General features: G+C 64.8%; 14 protein-coding genes and 1 pseudogene. 6 read left to right on the forward strand and 9 right to left on the reverse strand.

Going from position 1 to position 15,133, the window contains the following annotated elements; all coding sequences use genetic code 11:
- Positions 1–631 (forward strand): annotated as a pseudogene (locus tag FDW84_RS19230) (hypothetical protein); the annotation flags it as partial.
- A 269-nt stretch (positions 632–900) separates the two neighbouring features.
- On the opposite strand, the gene FDW84_RS05185 reads toward FDW84_RS19230, so the two are convergent.
- The 4 genes from FDW84_RS05185 to FDW84_RS05205 all read right to left on the reverse strand — a co-directional run bounded on the left by FDW84_RS05185 (position 901) and on the right by FDW84_RS05205 (position 4,787).
- Positions 901–1,032, reverse strand: coding sequence for an Lsr2 dimerization domain-containing protein (locus FDW84_RS05185; protein WP_305775689.1), 132 nt, complete (start codon positions 1,030–1,032; stop codon positions 901–903).
- Between the two features lie 969 nt (positions 1,033–2,001).
- On the reverse strand, positions 2,002–2,265 hold the full coding sequence (locus FDW84_RS05190) for a hypothetical protein (protein WP_138607261.1): 264 nt from the start codon (positions 2,263–2,265) through the stop codon (positions 2,002–2,004).
- A 191-nt stretch (positions 2,266–2,456) separates the two neighbouring features.
- Positions 2,457–2,846, reverse strand: coding sequence for a winged helix-turn-helix transcriptional regulator (locus FDW84_RS05195; RefSeq protein WP_138607263.1), 390 nt, complete (start codon positions 2,844–2,846; stop codon positions 2,457–2,459).
- Between the two features lie 459 nt (positions 2,847–3,305).
- The gene (locus FDW84_RS05205) at positions 3,306–4,787 is read right to left on the reverse strand and encodes an amino acid permease (RefSeq protein WP_138607265.1); all 1,482 of its coding nucleotides are present in this window, start codon (positions 4,785–4,787) and stop codon (positions 3,306–3,308) included.
- A gap of 410 nt (positions 4,788–5,197) precedes the next feature.
- Here FDW84_RS05205 and FDW84_RS05210 point away from each other — a divergent pair, with 410 nt between their 5' ends.
- The 4 genes from FDW84_RS05210 to FDW84_RS05225 all read left to right on the forward strand — a co-directional run bounded on the left by FDW84_RS05210 (position 5,198) and on the right by FDW84_RS05225 (position 9,925).
- Positions 5,198–6,031, forward strand: coding sequence for an IclR family transcriptional regulator (locus tag FDW84_RS05210; protein WP_371419133.1), 834 nt, complete (start codon positions 5,198–5,200; stop codon positions 6,029–6,031).
- A 202-nt stretch (positions 6,032–6,233) separates the two neighbouring features.
- A complete protein-coding gene (locus tag FDW84_RS05215; protein ID WP_138607267.1) occupies positions 6,234–7,931 on the forward strand; it encodes a urocanate hydratase in 1,698 nt (565 codons plus the stop codon).
- A gap of 2 nt (positions 7,932–7,933) precedes the next feature.
- Complete coding sequence (hutH, locus tag FDW84_RS05220; RefSeq protein ID WP_138607269.1) at positions 7,934–9,526, forward strand: histidine ammonia-lyase; 1,593 nt, start codon at positions 7,934–7,936, stop codon at positions 9,524–9,526.
- A gap of 162 nt (positions 9,527–9,688) precedes the next feature.
- Positions 9,689–9,925 carry a hypothetical protein gene (locus FDW84_RS05225; RefSeq protein WP_138607271.1) on the forward strand — a complete coding sequence of 79 codons (237 nt, stop codon included), beginning with the start codon at positions 9,689–9,691 and terminating at the stop codon, positions 9,923–9,925.
- A 107-nt stretch (positions 9,926–10,032) separates the two neighbouring features.
- Here FDW84_RS05225 and FDW84_RS05230 read toward each other — a convergent pair whose 3' ends face one another.
- Positions 10,033–10,293, reverse strand: a complete 261-nt coding sequence (locus tag FDW84_RS05230; protein ID WP_138607273.1) for a hypothetical protein — start codon at positions 10,291–10,293, stop codon at positions 10,033–10,035.
- Between the two features lie 220 nt (positions 10,294–10,513).
- Here FDW84_RS05230 and FDW84_RS05235 point away from each other — a divergent pair, with 220 nt between their 5' ends.
- On the forward strand, positions 10,514–11,404 hold the full coding sequence (locus FDW84_RS05235; RefSeq protein WP_171046666.1) for a fumarylacetoacetate hydrolase family protein: 891 nt from the start codon (positions 10,514–10,516) through the stop codon (positions 11,402–11,404).
- Here the strand turns inward: FDW84_RS05235 and FDW84_RS05240 are convergent.
- From FDW84_RS05240 to FDW84_RS05255, 4 genes are read right to left on the reverse strand one after another with little or no spacing between them, the layout of a single operon-like run.
- Complete coding sequence (locus FDW84_RS05240) at positions 11,401–11,793, reverse strand: universal stress protein (RefSeq protein WP_138132917.1); 393 nt, start codon at positions 11,791–11,793, stop codon at positions 11,401–11,403. The two genes, FDW84_RS05235 and FDW84_RS05240, sit on opposite strands and share 4 nt — an antisense overlap.
- Positions 11,790–13,430, reverse strand: a complete 1,641-nt coding sequence (locus FDW84_RS05245; protein WP_138607275.1) for a tripartite tricarboxylate transporter permease — start codon at positions 13,428–13,430, stop codon at positions 11,790–11,792. The genes FDW84_RS05240 and FDW84_RS05245 overlap by 4 nt, the downstream gene beginning before the upstream one ends.
- Positions 13,430–13,933, reverse strand: a complete 504-nt coding sequence (locus tag FDW84_RS05250; RefSeq protein WP_138607277.1) for a tripartite tricarboxylate transporter TctB family protein — start codon at positions 13,931–13,933, stop codon at positions 13,430–13,432. Before FDW84_RS05250 ends, FDW84_RS05245 begins: the two co-directional genes overlap by 1 nt.
- Complete coding sequence (locus tag FDW84_RS05255; protein WP_138607279.1) at positions 13,930–14,940, reverse strand: Bug family tripartite tricarboxylate transporter substrate binding protein; 1,011 nt, start codon at positions 14,938–14,940, stop codon at positions 13,930–13,932. The genes FDW84_RS05250 and FDW84_RS05255 overlap by 4 nt, the downstream gene beginning before the upstream one ends.
- Positions 14,941–15,133: the final 193 nt, after the last annotated feature.

A 15,133-nucleotide genomic window follows, 5' to 3' on the forward strand; every position in this document is an offset into this window, starting at 1 on the left:
CGTGGATGCTGTCGTTGACGTCGATCTTCTCAACGGCAACGGCACCGGCACCGACACCACCACCGGCGGCGTGGACGCTGGTGTTGATCTGGGCGTTGACCTGGGCGCCGGCGGCAACGGCGGCGTGGACGCTGGTGTTGATCTGGGCGTTGACCTGGGCGCCGGCGGCAACGGCGGCGTGGACTCTGGCGTTGATCTGGGCGTTGACCTCGGTATCGGGGGCGGCAACGGAGGCGCCGGCACGGAAAACCCGGGTAACGAAAACCCCGGAACCGGGAACCCGGGCAACGGCACCGGAGGCAACGGCACTATTGATCCCGGAACAGACGGTAATGGTTCCATTGATCCCGGAACCGGCAACCCCGGCACGGGCAACGGCGGCACCAGCGGCAATGGAACCAACGATGACGCGACCGTTACCGGCACCTCCGGTAGCGGCGGTGCCTTCGTGGCTCCTGCCGGGTCCACCTCGGTGGCCGGCGTAATTGCCACCGACTCGTCTCACCGCGGCACCACCACCCGCGGCGGCAGCGCTCTGGCCAATACCGGCGCGGACATCTCGTTCGTACCCTTCGCCCTGCTGCTGCTGGGCGCCGGGCTGCTCATGCTTCGCAAGCGGAGGATCTCCTAACACCTGCACTTTTCTGGCCCTGCTCCATGAGCAGGGCCAGAAAAGAAGGCCGATGCTTCAGCTTGGTTTAGGAGTAGCCCCGGCTACAGGATGGGCAAGGTCCCTAGTCCTGATTGCGCGGCCGAATTGTTTGCCTTGACGCCCGCATGAGCACCCCGTGGGTGCTCATTGGTGCAGCTTCCGCTAAGACGAACGGGTACCTACATGGCTGGCCTTACGCCTATCCCTGCTGCGTCCCCGCGTTCTACGGGCCGCGGAGAGGTAATTTTTTATCGCTTCGCGAAGTTCGTGCGTATTGGGCCGCTGAGGTCTATCTCGTAATCGGCGCCGTCGACGGCGAACTGCACGGTCTCGACCGCTTCGGATCCGTCGAGATCATCTTCAAGTACTACCACTGCCATTAGCGCCACTCAGTAAGCCTACTTGCCTAACAGGCCGAGCTGATCCTGAGGGTCCATACAAAGCGCTGCGCCGGGCGGCGCCGAATAGCGTAACGAATCCCTTCGTTAAGGAATCAATATGCATCTAACACCCGACCATCCCCTATATAACCTGTCATCCCGGTTTGAAGTTGTGAATGGCTATTGGATTCCCCGGGACATGGTGGAAAGCAGTTCGCCCTCCACCGTGCGCTGTACGAATAACGTCATTATCGCCCGTCCTCCCAAGACGCTTTCTACTTCCCAGGAACCCCCGGCACCTGCCTAGCGTAAGGCGCTGTGACGTGACCGATGCGGCCGCGGGAGACCTCAGTGAAGCTCTAACTCCCGATCAGTAGCCAACGTCCACCATAAGGGGGACGATACTTCAGTGCCGACATCTCTGAATGACCCCATCCCCCCTCGGTAGAGAGCGGAGCGCATCGGAAGCGGCTGCACGCAGAGCGCGCCTGTTGGTGATGCCGGTGAATTGTTCGTGGGCCAGTCGGCCGCTTGGTGCCGCTGTTTGTCCTGCTCCGATCGTGCGACGGCACGTAGCTCCGCCGTTGCGGCTACCAGGAAACAGGACTCAGCTCCGCTCACTTCTGTCTCGTAGGGAATTCTTTTTTGTCAGAGTATCCGGACAAGAAGCGCCGGCGGGATCACCCCTAAGGGCCGGATCACTACCGGCAGGCAGAGCAGAAGACTCGTCTCTGCTCGGATAAGAAGCCGAACGGAAGGTGGAATGTGGCCTGTTGACCATGTGACAGCGAGACAAAGAGACGGCGACTGTGAGCCCCGATTCGAATCTTCGTGCTTAAAGGGCACCTGCACCGGGCCCGGACGAGGAGATGGAGGGGAATGGTGCAGCGAAAGTTGGCTAGCGGTAGCTAGTGTGACGCGGACCGCTGCTAGGGACCGCCGGTCGCAGCTGCTTTCACAGCTGTAGCCTCAGTCCAGCTGCCTAAGCTGCCGGTGGTCGTAGAAAAATACGCCGTGAGCGGTGTCCACACCCACCGATGTGCCCTGCAGGAAAACCACCACTCCTTCGCGCCGTCCCTTGAAGGGATCGTCGCCCACCACCGCGTCGCCGATTCTGTAGGGCGATCGCGGAACGAAAGACCGGCGAAGCCGGTTCCAGGTTGCCGCTGCAGCTTTGGTCAGGCTGACAGGCTGGCCCAGGCTGGACATGTCGGGGACTTCGGCTTTGACCACGCGTACCAACTCCTCGAAAGCGGCACAGGCCGCCTACTGGCGGTGCAGGTTGGCCGGAACGCTCCCAGCAGAGGGCGGCCCTCCCATTCCGGCTGGCACCTTACGCCCAAGCTATGCGTTAATCACACCAGTCACACCAGTAACAGGTACTCATATCCGGCAAGGTGGCTACTTGCCTCTCTGTCCCCTGTTTACCGCTGCCCGTTGATGATGTCGTCCGCGTTTTCGAAGGCCCAGGCAACCAGGGGAACCAGCAGAGTTGTCAATTCGTACCCACGGTTGGTGAGGCTGTAGTCCACTCGAGGCGGGATGACGGGCTGGGCTTTGCGCGTGACAAGCCCATCCCGCTCCAGGGTCTTGAGGGTTTGTGCCAGCATTTTCTCGCTGATGCCCTCTGCCCGCCGTCGTAATTCGCTCCACCGCTGCCCACCCTCGGACAGGGCCAGCAGGATCAGGACACCCCACTTGCTGGTGATGTGGTCCAGAACGGTGCGGCTGGGGCAGCCGGCCGGGAAAACGCCGTCAGCAAGCGCGGCTGGGAGGGGCCCTCCATGGGCAGGGACAGGGGTACTGACTTCCATGCCAGTACCTTACTTCAAGGTGCGTACTCTCTTTGGGGAAGTATTCCGCAGGAGCTCTGGTTGTTCTTTCCGACCTGCGCCGGCTGACTGGACGGCCGGCTACCTCCCTGGCCGACGCTGTTCGTTCGGCGGCTGGCTCTTAGCAGCTGCCTTTCAACCTGCAGGCTCTGACACGCCTGGTCCTGATTGTCCTGTTTCTTGTGGGCGACTAGGACCTGGTGGCTGTCAGCACCAGGGTTCCGCCGAGGCCGATCATCCAGCGCCCCGCCGGTTGCCTCCACTGCGGAGACCCGGCGGGGCGACCGGGCAAACCACTGGCGGGCTGAACCTGCGGCGATCGCCCAGAGGCTGTCTGAGACCAGGGCGATTGCCAGGAACAGAACGCCCAGAACGGCCACTTGGATCTCATCTCCGGGGAGTCCGCCGGGGGACTGCTTCCCAGCCCCCCGGCGGCAGTTGTTATTCGGCTGGGGCAACCAAGGGCAGCGGCGACGTTTCGTCCACAAGCTCGGCCCGCCGTCGTCCGTCACCCTTGATCCACATGCGGTACGCGAGGACCAGAAGCGCCAACCATGCACTGCCCACGTAGAGGGCGACACGGGTGTCTTCGAAAGCGCCGAGCACCGCAATCACCAGCGCCATAAAGGCAATGGTCAGGACTGAGGCAGCGGGCCACAGCGGTGAGGGAAATTCCGACGCCGGCAGGCCCTTGCGTGCGATCTCCCGCTTCATTGCCACGTGGGACGCGAGGATCATGATCCACACCCAAACGGTGGCAAAGGTGGCGATGGAGGCAACGAGGATGAACACGTTCTTGGGGATGACCGCATTGAGGACCACGCCCACCAGGAGGATGACCGTCATCATGACCACTGTCATCCAAGGGACCCCATGCCGGGACACCTTGCCGAACGCAACAGGCGCATGGCCTTGGCGGGACAGGCCAAAGAGGATGCGTCCGGCGCCGAAGATGTCGCTGTTGATGGCGGACAGTGCGGCGGTGATCACCACGGCATTGAGGATGTGCGGGGCGGCCGGAATGCCGAGGCCGCTAAAGATTTGGACGAAGGGGCTGCCGTTGCTGCCGATCTCGTTCCACGGAAATAGGCTCATGAGGACGGCGAGGGTCAGCACGTAGAACAGCAGGACGCGCACCGGGACGGTGTTGACTGCCTTGGGGATGACCTTTTTGGGGTCGGCGGCCTCCCCGGCGGTGATCCCGAGGGTTTCGATCCCGCCGAAAGCGAACATCACCACCGCGAAGGAAGCCAGCAGCCCTTTAAAGCCGAACGGGAAGAACCCGCCGTGTTCCACGAGGTTGCCGAGGCCCGGAGTGACGGCCGGGCCGCCGGCCTGGAAACCGAAAACGATAATGGCTGCGCCACCGGCGATCATGGCGATGATGGCTGCCACCTTGATCAGCGAGAACCAGAACTCCAGTTCCCCGAAGACCTTCACGCTAAGCAGGTTGAGGGCGGCCAGGAAGAAGATGATCGCCAGGATCCAGACCCAGCGTTCCACCTGCGGGAACCAGAACCCCATATAGATACTGAACGCGGTCACGTCCGCGATGGCGACGATCGCCATCTCAAACACGTAGGTCCAGCCGGTGACGAAACCGGCGAGGGGTCCGAGGTAGCGGCTGGCGTACTGGCCGAATGAGCCGGAGACGGGGTGCCGCACGGCCATTTCGCCGAGCGCCCGCATCACCATGAACACGGCAGCCCCGCCGATGATATAGGCCAGCAGGACGGCCGGGCCGGCTTTCTGGATGGCGGAAGCCGATCCATAGAATAGGCCGGTACCGATCGCCGAGCCCAGGGCCATGAACCGGATATGACGTACGTTCAGTCCCCGGTTAAGGACGCTTCCGACGGCGGCAGTCGCGGTCCGGTGCGTGGCAGGACTTTCGTTCCGGGTTGGGCTTGGTGCTGGTTGCATGCAAATAACCTTCTCGTCATTGGGAGGGGAGCCGCTAACCAGCAGACCATTTCCGGAGGCAAAGTGATGAGCCTCACGGGAGCTTGGTGTCTTTCATTCCAGACGATGCGCTGGTTCCTGCTTCCTGCTGTGACGAACGGCTGTCAGCCCGCACCGCTCAAGCTTGCAGTAAGTATCGGACTAGCATCATTAAATGGTGCGGATTGTGGACTACATGCCGGAATACCGGGAAGAAGTCCTCGCGCTGTCCTTGCCGACTAAAGGCACTTTTCATGGGGCCGGTCTGTCCGGTAACCGAGACAGTATGACTGTCTAGTCTGGCTGTAAGCCGTCAGCGAGGGGGCATGCTTAAGTATGGGATTCCGGACTGCACAGGGATTTCGCGCTGAGATTTTTAAGGAGGGGAGCCGGTGACAACCACGGAAGTGCGCCCGCGCGCCGAAGGTGCACCAGGGCCGGCATCAAAGGTGACGTCCAAAGTCCCCGCCGCCGAAAACACGCTGCGCATCCTCAAACTGCTGGCCTCACGCCGCGGGCCGATGGCGGCGTCGCAAATTGCTTCCACGCTGGGACTGCCCCGGTCCAGCGTCTACCACCTGCTGGGGGTGATGGAAGCAAACGGCTTTGTACTCCACCTGCACGAGGAGCAGCGGTACGGACTCGGGATCAGCGCCTTCGAGCTCAGTTCCGCATATTCCCGGCAGGAACCGTTGTCCCGGCTGGGCCGGCCCCTGCTCGCGAGTCTCGTGGATGCCATCGGTGAGAGTGCCCACCTGGCGGTGCTCCATGGCCGGGACGTGCTGTACATCGTGGAGGAGCGGGCCAAGAACCGCCCGTCCCTGGTGACCGACGTCGGAGTCCGGCTTCCCAGCCATCTCACCGCCAGCGGTCGCGCGATCCTTGCCGCGCTTCCCAAGTCGCAGGTGCGGGCGCTCTATCCCAATGCTGCCGCCTTCACAGCCCGGCACGAGGTGGAAGGCGCCATCATGAAATACTCGGCCCTCTCCTCCCATCTGGACCAGGTGCGGCAGCGCGGCTATGCCACGGAGCATGGCGAGGTCACCCCGGGTTTCGGGTCCATTGCCGCCGCCGTCACAGACCACGTGGGATGGCCGACGGCGGCAGTCGCCGTGACGTTCCTCGAGGACAGGCTGCCGGCGGAGGAGTGGTCGGCGCTTGCCGGGCGCGTCCGTAAGGTCGCCGACGAACTGTCGGTGCGGCTCCACGGCCGCCCCGGAAAATAGCCTTCCCCTCCATGCTTGCCCTGTCACGTTTGGTTCCCATTCCTGCTTTTGGGGACCAAGGGTGACAGTGCAACAGAGTATCCGGACTGTCTTGAATCCCGGACAGCACCCTCCTGAAACCCCTGTAAAGCCCATCACCGAAGGGCTTTAGTTGAATAGAGAACCTCCTCCCCTCCACAACCTCACTACGTAAGGAGCCACCATGGCACCCGCCGATTTCACCACCGGTGCCCGCCCGGTCAAAGCAGCCCGCGGCACTGAGCTCACCGCCAAGTCCTGGCAGACCGAAGCGCCGCTGCGCATGCTGATGAACAACCTGGATCCCGAGGTGGCTGAACGCCCGGACGACCTGGTGGTCTACGGCGGCACCGGCCGCGCCGTCCGGTCCTGGGCAGCGTTTGACGCCATCACCCGCACCCTGGAAACCATGGAAAAGGATGAGACCCTTATGGTCCAGTCCGGTAAGCCCGTGGGGGTGTTCCGCACCAACGAGTGGGCACCGCGCGTGCTCCTGGCCAACTCCAACCTCGTGGGGGACTGGGCCACCTGGCCCGAGTTCCGCCGCCTCGAGGCCGAGGGGCTGATGATGTACGGCCAGATGACCGCCGGGTCCTGGATCTACATCGGCACCCAAGGCATCCTGCAGGGCACTTTCGAAACCTTCGCCGCGATCGCCCGGAAGCTCAACGGGGAAGAGAACGGCACCCTCGCCGGAACCCTCACCCTCACCGGCGGTTGCGGCGGCATGGGTGGTGCCCAGCCGCTCGCCGTCACGCTGAACGAGGGCGCCTGCCTGATTGTCGACGTCGACGAGACCCGCCTGCGCCGCCGCGCCGGCAAGCGCTACCTGGACGAGGTGGAAACCGACCTTGACGCCGCCATCGCCAAGGTGCTCAAGGCCAAGGAGGAGCGCCGCGGCTGGTCTGTAGGCTATGTTGGCAACGCCGCTGAGGTGTTCCCCGAAATCCTCCGCCGCCACAGGGCCGGCGAACTCACCGTGGACATCGTCACCGACCAGACCTCCGCCCATGATCCGCTGTCCTACCTTCCCGAGGGCATCTCCGTGGCGGAGTGGCACCGTGAAGCCGAAGCTGATCCCGAAGGCTTCACCAAGAAGGCCCAGGCCTCGATGGCCAGGCATGTCCAGGCCATGGTGGAATTCCAGGACGCCGGCGCCGAGGTGTTCGACTACGGCAACTCCATCCGGGACGAAGCCCGCAAGGGCGGCTACGAACGGGCGTTCGAGTTCCCCGGCTTCGTCCCGGCCTACATCCGCCCCCTGTTCTGCGAAGGGCTGGGCCCCTTCCGCTGGGTGGCGCTCTCCGGCGACCCGGAGGACATCGCCGTGACGGACCAGGCCATCAAGGAACTGTTCCCGGAGAACAAGCACCTCCACCGCTGGATCGACGCCGCGGGCGAACGGGTCGAGTTCGAAGGCCTGCCGGCGCGTATCTGCTGGCTCGGTTACGGCGAACGCCACAAGGCCGGGCTGCTGTTCAACCAGCTCGTGAAGGAAGGCAAGGTCAAGGCTCCCATCGTCATCGGCCGCGACCACCTGGACTCCGGCTCCGTCGCCTCCCCCTACCGGGAAACGGAAGCCATGGCCGACGGCTCCGACGCCATCGCCGACTGGCCCCTGCTGAACGCCCTGATCAACACCGCCTCCGGCGCCACCTGGGTCTCCCTGCACCACGGCGGCGGTGTTGGCATCGGCCGGTCCATCCACGCCGGACAGGTTTCCGTTGCCGACGGAACCGATCTCGCCGCCCAGAAACTCGAACGCCTCCTCACTAACGACCCCGGCATGGGCATCATCCGCCATGCCGATGCAGGCTACGAGCGTGCCCTCGACGTCGCCAAGGAACGCGGCGTCCGCATCCCCATGAACGAGAGTGAATAAACATGAGCACGATTACCCACGAACCGCTGACCGTCACCCTCGGAACCAGCGGTGTCACGCCCGAGGATGTGCTCGCCGTCGCGCGCCACAACGCTCAGGTGACCATCTCCCCGGAAGCACTGGAAACAGTAGCCAAGGTACGTGCCCACATCGACGACCTCGCCGCCAGCGACGTCCCGGCCTATGGCATTTCCACCGGCTTCGGCGCACTGGCTAACCGCCACATCCCGAACGAACTGCGCACCCAGCTCCAAAAGAGCCTGATCCGCAGTCACGCGGCCGGCATGGGGCCCGCGGTGGAGCGGGAAGTGGTGCGCGGCATCATGTTCCTGCGGGCCAAGACCCTCGCCTCCGGCCGCACCGGCGTCCGTCCCGTGGTCCTGCAGACCATGGTGGACGTCCTGAACGCGGGCATTACGCCAGTGGTCCGCGAGTTCGGTTCCCTTGGCTGCTCCGGGGACCTTGCCCCGCTGTCCCACTGTGCGCTGGTGCTGATGGGTGAAGGCGAGGCGGAGGGGCCCGACGGCGAGTATTTCGGCGGAGCAGGGCAGCGAACCGTCGCCGAACTGCTTGCCGACCACGGCATCGAGCCGGTAACCCTCGCCGAGAAGGAAGGACTGGCGCTGGTCAACGGCACCGAGGGCATGCTGGGCATGCTCCTCATGGCCATCGCGGACCTTCGCCAGCTGCTGACGACGGCGGACATCACCGCCGCGATGAGCGTCGAGGCCCTGCTGGGCACCGACCAGGTGTTCCTGCCGGAGCTCCATGCAGCGCTGCGTCCACATCCGGGGCAGGCCGCGAGCGCAGACAACATGCTGCGCGTGCTGTCCGATTCCCCCATCGTGGCGTCTCACAAGGTGGGCGACTCCCGGGTGCAGGATGCGTATTCGCTCCGATGCGCCCCCCAGGTTGCCGGCGCTGTCAGGGACACCCTGGACCACGCAGCGCTGGTGGCGTCCCGGGAACTCGCTGCCGCCATCGACAACCCCGTGGTCCTTCCCGACGGCCGGGTCAGCTCCAACGGAAACTTCCACGGCGCCCCGGTAGCGTATGTCCTGGACTTCCTGGCCATTGCGGTCGCCGACCTGGGCTCCATTGCCGAGCGGCGGACGGACCGGATGCTGGACCCGGCCCGGTCCCACGGCCTGCCTGCCTTCCTTGCCGCTGACCCGGGCGTGGACTCCGGCCTCATGATTGCCCAGTACACCCAGGCGGGGCTGGTCTCCGACAACAAGCGGCTGGCTGTCCCGGCTTCGGTCGACTCTATTCCGAGTTCAGCCATGCAGGAGGACCATGTCTCCATGGGCTGGCACGCGGCGCGCAAGCTGCGGAAAGCCGTGGAGAACCTGCGCCGCGTCCTGGCCATTGAGCTGGTGACGTCGGCACGTGCCCTGGACATCCGCACGCAGCTCTCCGGCGGGGTGCTGACACCGGGACCGGCAGGTGCCGCCGTCGTATCCGCGCTGCGGAACGTGGTGGGCGGGCCGGGGACGGACCGGTTCCTGTCGCCTGAACTGCAGGCCGCAGACCTGCTGGTCGCTTCGGGCGAGGTGCGCCGGGCGGCGGAATCGGCCGTGGGAGACCTCGCCTGATTCCGAATGATCTTCAGCTACTACGCGCCGAACGTCCACCTGCCGGAATTTCTGCCGTCACGGGCAGCAGGGGGCCAGTGAGTGTAGTAGAACTGAAGGTGTAGTGAAAGTCACATCACAGACGCTGTGGCGCCGAACGTATACAAAGGGGTAGAAGTTCAAATGAAAGCACGTGGGGCAGTCTTATCCAGGCGAAACGCCCATGCCGCCGCTGTTTCCGACTGGAGGACCCTCCAGGCCGGGGACCGCGTCGAGGTCATCAAGCATGCGCATGTGGTTGCTGCCGGGGAGGTGGAAGAGGTGTCGCAGAGCGGAAACGTCCTGTGGCTCGTGCCGGCCGGCCCTGCCGAGAAGCAGCTGTTCCTGAAGTCCGACGGCGTGCAGGTGCGCCGCGCGTAGCAGCCCCGAGAGATACAACAAAAAAATCCCCGTCCTGCTTCGGCAGGGCGGGGATTTTCTGTTGCTGGGGCAACCGTTTTTTGACGCGGCTGCAGAAGAGGGCCTGGTCAGGCCGCGACGGCCTCGTAGGTTTCGCCGAACGGTACGGATTCGTCGAGGGCAACGGTGTAGCGGCCTGGGTGCAGCCTGGTGACCAGGATGCCGCAGGACGCTTCCTGTGCCGCAACCTCGATCAGCTCGGCAACTGCCTCTTCCAGTCCTGCGTGGACTTCGTCCGCGCTCGAAAACGCAAGGTCGATGGACCTGCCGGCAGGAACTTCGGCAGGGTTGGAAACGGCGGGGGTCCGTTCCATGGTGACTGTTGTCATGAGGTGAACTTTCTGTGTTTCATGCCTGGTGGCCCCACAATTCTACCGGCTGCTCAAGGCAAATGTCAGATGTCTGCCCTTTCCGAGCTCGGCACCGGCCTTTCTTCCGTTGTCGATCCGGCCCTGGCAGGCAGTCACAATAGGCTGCTTTTGGCCCCGGCCGCCCGCCTGGGCAACGATGGAAAGAGCCGTGAACATCCATAGATCGAAGGAGATCCGAATGAAAATCATGCGCCTCGGTGACATAGGCAAGGAACAGCCGGCGGTCCTGGTTCCCTCTCAGGAGGGCGCCGCCCAGTACTACAGCCTGTTGCCGTTGACGCAGGATGTGGACGGTGCATTCCTGGCAGGCGGGGGAGTCGGCAAAGTCCGGGACGCACTGGAAGCCGCCACCCTGCCGGTGCTCGAAGGTGCCGAAGGGCTCAGGGTGGGGGCACCGGTGGCACGGCCGGGATCCATCGTTGGAGTCGGGATGAACTACGCAGCCCACGCCGCCGAGTCCGGTTCCGCGCCGCCGGAAATCCCCGTGGTTTTCCTGAAGCCAAGCAACACGGCAGCGGGACCCTTTGACGCCGCTCCCATCCCGCCGCACTCCAGCAGGTACGACTGGGAAGTGGAACTGGGGATCGTGATCGGGCGCGAAGCCAGCTACCTGGAATCCCCGGCGGAGGCGACGGCCTGCATCGCAGGATACGTCACTGCGAATGACCTGTCTGAGCGCGAGTATCAGCTTCCTGGCGCGGCCGGACAGTGGACCAAGGGTAAGTCACTCCCGGGGTCCACGCCCCTGGGCCCCTGGCTTGTTCCGGCAGAAGATATCGACGGCGGCAACCTGGCGTTGCGCAGCTGGGTCAATGGGGAGCCGCGCCAGGACTCAGCCACCTCCGAGCTCATTTTCGACGCACCCACCCTGGTCCAGCATTGCAGCCAGTACATGCGACTGGAGCCCGGTGATGTGATTCTCACCGGGACTCCAGAGGGTGTGGCCCTAAGCGGCCGCTTCCCCTACCTCCGGCCGGGCGATGTGGTGGAGGTAGAGGTTGAGGGGCTGGGCCGCCAGCGCCAGCAACTATATCGGGCAGGACAGGCAGGCCGGCCCGGGCCGGACTAACCGGCCTTTACCGCCAGGACCGGGCAGTCGGCCTCGAGCAGGATGCGCTGGGAGACGCTGCCCATGATGAGCTTGCCTACCGGCGTGCGCCGGCGGAGCCCGATCACGATCAGGTCAGCATTGTTCTCCTCTGCGGCGTCCAGCACTTCAGCGGCGGCATCGTGGCCACGGACCGGCTGCTTGATCACGTGGTCGATGCCCTGGATGGCCAGCCGGTCCTCGATGCTCTGGATCTCTGGCTCCTGGGCGTAGCGGTTGTCCACCAGCGCGTCGCCCTTGGACGAGTTGATGACCAACAGTTTTGTGTTGTTCTTGCGGGCTTCGGCAATGGCCTGGGTGAGGGCTGCTTCGCCCTCGGGTGTCGGGACGTATCCCACCACGATGGTCATGGTGTCTCCTTCTTGTCTTGGTGGGCGCTGCTGTCGGAAGCTGCCGTGCCATCCGCAAGGACGCGGTTGTCCGCATGGACGGGGTTGCCGGCAGGGGCGGAGCTGCCTGAGTGGGCGGCAGTTGCCTCGGCCGTCGACACGGTATTGGCGGCCGGGCGGTTCCGCCGGACCAGCTTGAAGAGCAGCGGCCACGCCAGGATGAGTCCCACGATGATGTAGATAACGACGGCGATCGGCTCGCTGAAGAGGCCGACGGGGTCGCCGGCACTGAGCTGCAGGGTCTTGCGGAGCTGGCCTTCAATGCGCGGCCCCAGAATGACGCCGAGGATCAGCGGGAGGACGGGAAGCCCGAAGCGCCGCATCATGAAGCCGAGTGCGCCGAGCACCAGCAGGATCACCAGGTCGAACGCCTGCAAATTCACGGAGTAGGCGCCCAGCGTGGCGAAGAACAGGATGCCTGCGTACAGGTATGGCCGGGGCAGCTGCAGGAGCTTGGCCCACAGCGGAGCCAGCGGGAGGTTGATCAGCAGGAGCAGCAGGTTGCCGATGAAGAGGCTCGCGATCAGCGCCCACACCAGGGGTCCCTGGCTTGAGAAGAGCTGCGGGCCCGGCTGAATGCCGTAGGAGGTGAACGCGGCCAGCATGACGGCGGCGGTGGCATTGGTGGGCAGGCCGAGTGCCAGCATGGGCGTCAGGGTGCCGGCGGCTGCAGCGTTGTTGGCAGCTTCCGGACCGGCAACGCCTTCGATGGCGCCCTTGCCGAATTCCTCGGGATGTTTGCTGAGGCGCTTCTCGGTGACGTAGGAGAGGAAGGTGGGGATTTCCGCGCCACCGGCGGGCAGGGCGCCGAACGGGAAGCCGAAGGCCGTGCCGCGGAGCCAGGGCTTCCAGGAGCGGCCCCAGTCCTTCTTGCCCATCCAGGGCCGGCCCACCGGGATGACGTGCAGCGGGGTGCGGCGCAGGTGGGCGGCAACCCACAGGGCTTCGCCCACTGCGAAGATGGCCACGGCCACCACCACGATGTCCAGGCCGTCCGCGAGGAGCGGCTGGCCGAAGGTCAGGCGGCGCTGGCCGGTGACTGAGTCGATGCCCACCAGGCCGATGGCCAGGCCAAGGCCCAGGGAAGCGAACCCGCGGAGCCGGGACGAGCCGAGCACTGCGGTGACGGCCAGCAGGGCCAGAACCATGATGGCGAAGTAGCTGGGGGCACCCAGGCTGACAGCGAATTCAACGACGATGGGTGCGCAGACGGCGAGGAGGGCGGTGCCGATGGTGCCGGCGATGAAGGAGCCGATGGCCGCCGTCGCCAGCGCCTGCGCGGCCCGCCCGGCCTTGGCCATCTTGTTGCCCTCAATGGCCGTCACCACCGACGACGATTCACCGGGTGTGTTCAAGAGGATGGACGTGGTGGAACCGCCGTACATGCCGCCGTAGTAGATGCCGGCGAACATGATGAAGGCGCTGGTGGGCTCCAGCGCGTAGGTGACCGGAAGGAGCAGGGCCACGGTCATGGCCGGGCCCAGGCCCGGAAGGACCCCGACGGCGGTGCCCAGGAGGACGCCGATCACGGCGTACAGGAAGTTCATGGGGGTGAGGGCGGTGGCAAAACCGTCCATCAGTGAGGACCAGACGTCCATCAGAGGATTCCTTCCAGGAGTCCGGCAGGCAACGCGATGCCGAGGCCGAGGTAGAAGCCGTAGAAGGTCAGCAGGGACAGGGCAACGGAGATGAGCCCGTCCCGGACATAGCGGCGGCTGCCCAATGCCAGGACGCTGCCCCAGAACAGGACCGTGCCGGAGATGACCCAGCCGGCCCAGTCGATGAGCAGGATGTTCAGGATGAATGCGCCTGCCAGGGGCAGGATGGTTTTCCAGTCGGCGGGGTGCGTGAGGTCAATGTCCTCGCCGCCTTCCGCCTCGCCCTGGCCGCCCCGGATCACGTTGATGGCCAGAAGGACCGCGCAGACCACCAGCAGTCCGGCCACGATGTACGGAACCGTCTTGGGGCCCACCGGGTCCGATTGGGAGTACGGGGTTACCAGGCCGTTGGCGTCCAGGAAGACCAGGACGCCGGCCGCGCCGAGCAGGAGTGCAACTCCCAGCTCGGCGCGGCCCTTAAGGCCTGTGGTCAGGGAGCTCACGCCAACCCAAGCTTGGTGAGGACGTCCGCCACCCGCTTGTCCTGCTCGGTGAGGAACGTTTCGAACTCTTCGCCGGTGATGAAGGCGTCGGACCAGCTGTGGGTCTTCAGCGCTTCCTTCCAGCCTTCGCTTTCGTGCATCTTCTCAAGGGCGGCGATCATGGAAGCCTTGTCCTCGTCGCTGATGCCCGGAGGGGCCACGATGCCGCGCCAGTTGGTGAACACCAGGTCGATGTTGGATTCCTTCAGCGTGGGGGCGTCCACGCCTTCCAGGCGCTCTTCGCCGCTGGTGGCCAGAACGCGGACCTCGCCGGATTCGATCTGCTGCAGGTATTCACCGGCACCGGAAGCGGCAAAGCCCAGCTTGTTGCCGAGGATCGCGGGCAGGAGGTCTCCGCCGCCGTCGTAGGAAACGAAGTTCACCTTGGTGGCATCGATGCCGACTGCTCCCGCGAGCTGCATGGGCAGGAGGTGGTCGGGGCCACCGGGGGAGGAGCCGCCGCCCACGGAAATGGAAGCCGGATCGGCTTTCCAGGCGGCCACCAGGTCGTCGATGGTCTTGTAGGGGGAGTCCTTGCTGACCATGATGGCGCCGGGTTCTTCGATGAGCCGGGCCAGCGGTGTGGTCTCGGTCAGCTTGGACTCGGACTTGTTGGTGTAGCTCGCGCCCACCACGCCCAGGCCCATGAGCATGGCGAGATCGCCGTTGCCCTTTTCGTTGACCACGCGGGCCAGGCCTACGGTGCCGCCGGCGCCGGCGAGGTTGAAGACCTCGGTGTTGCTGGTGATCTTCTCGTCCTCGAGGACCTTCGCAGCTGCACGGGCGGTGGTGTCGTAGCCGCCGCCCGGGGTGTTGGGGACCATGATCTGCAGTCCGGTGATGGGGCCGGCGGCAGCGCTGGAGCTCTCCGAACCGGTGGTGCTCTTGCCGGTGGCGCCGCAGCCGGTGGCCATCAGGGCGATGCCGGCGGCGACGGCGGCGACTCGCAATGCGCGGATCTGGCGCATGTGTTCCTCTTCTCAGTGATGCAATTCTGTACAAAATGATCAGCGGACCTGATCTGTCCTTCGATGCTAGGTCCCGCCGTGACGGCGATCACTCTTGTGTACGCAGAAAAAGTTAAGTTCATTGCGTTCACGTTTCCGGCCTCCCACCTGGGCACCCAATGCCGGGGCTACGCTGGGATATAGTTCCCGGTAC

The sequence above is a fragment of the Pseudarthrobacter sp. NamE5 genome, assembly GCF_005796225.1.
In the GTDB taxonomy this organism is placed as follows: Bacteria; Actinomycetota; Actinomycetes; order Actinomycetales; family Micrococcaceae; genus Arthrobacter.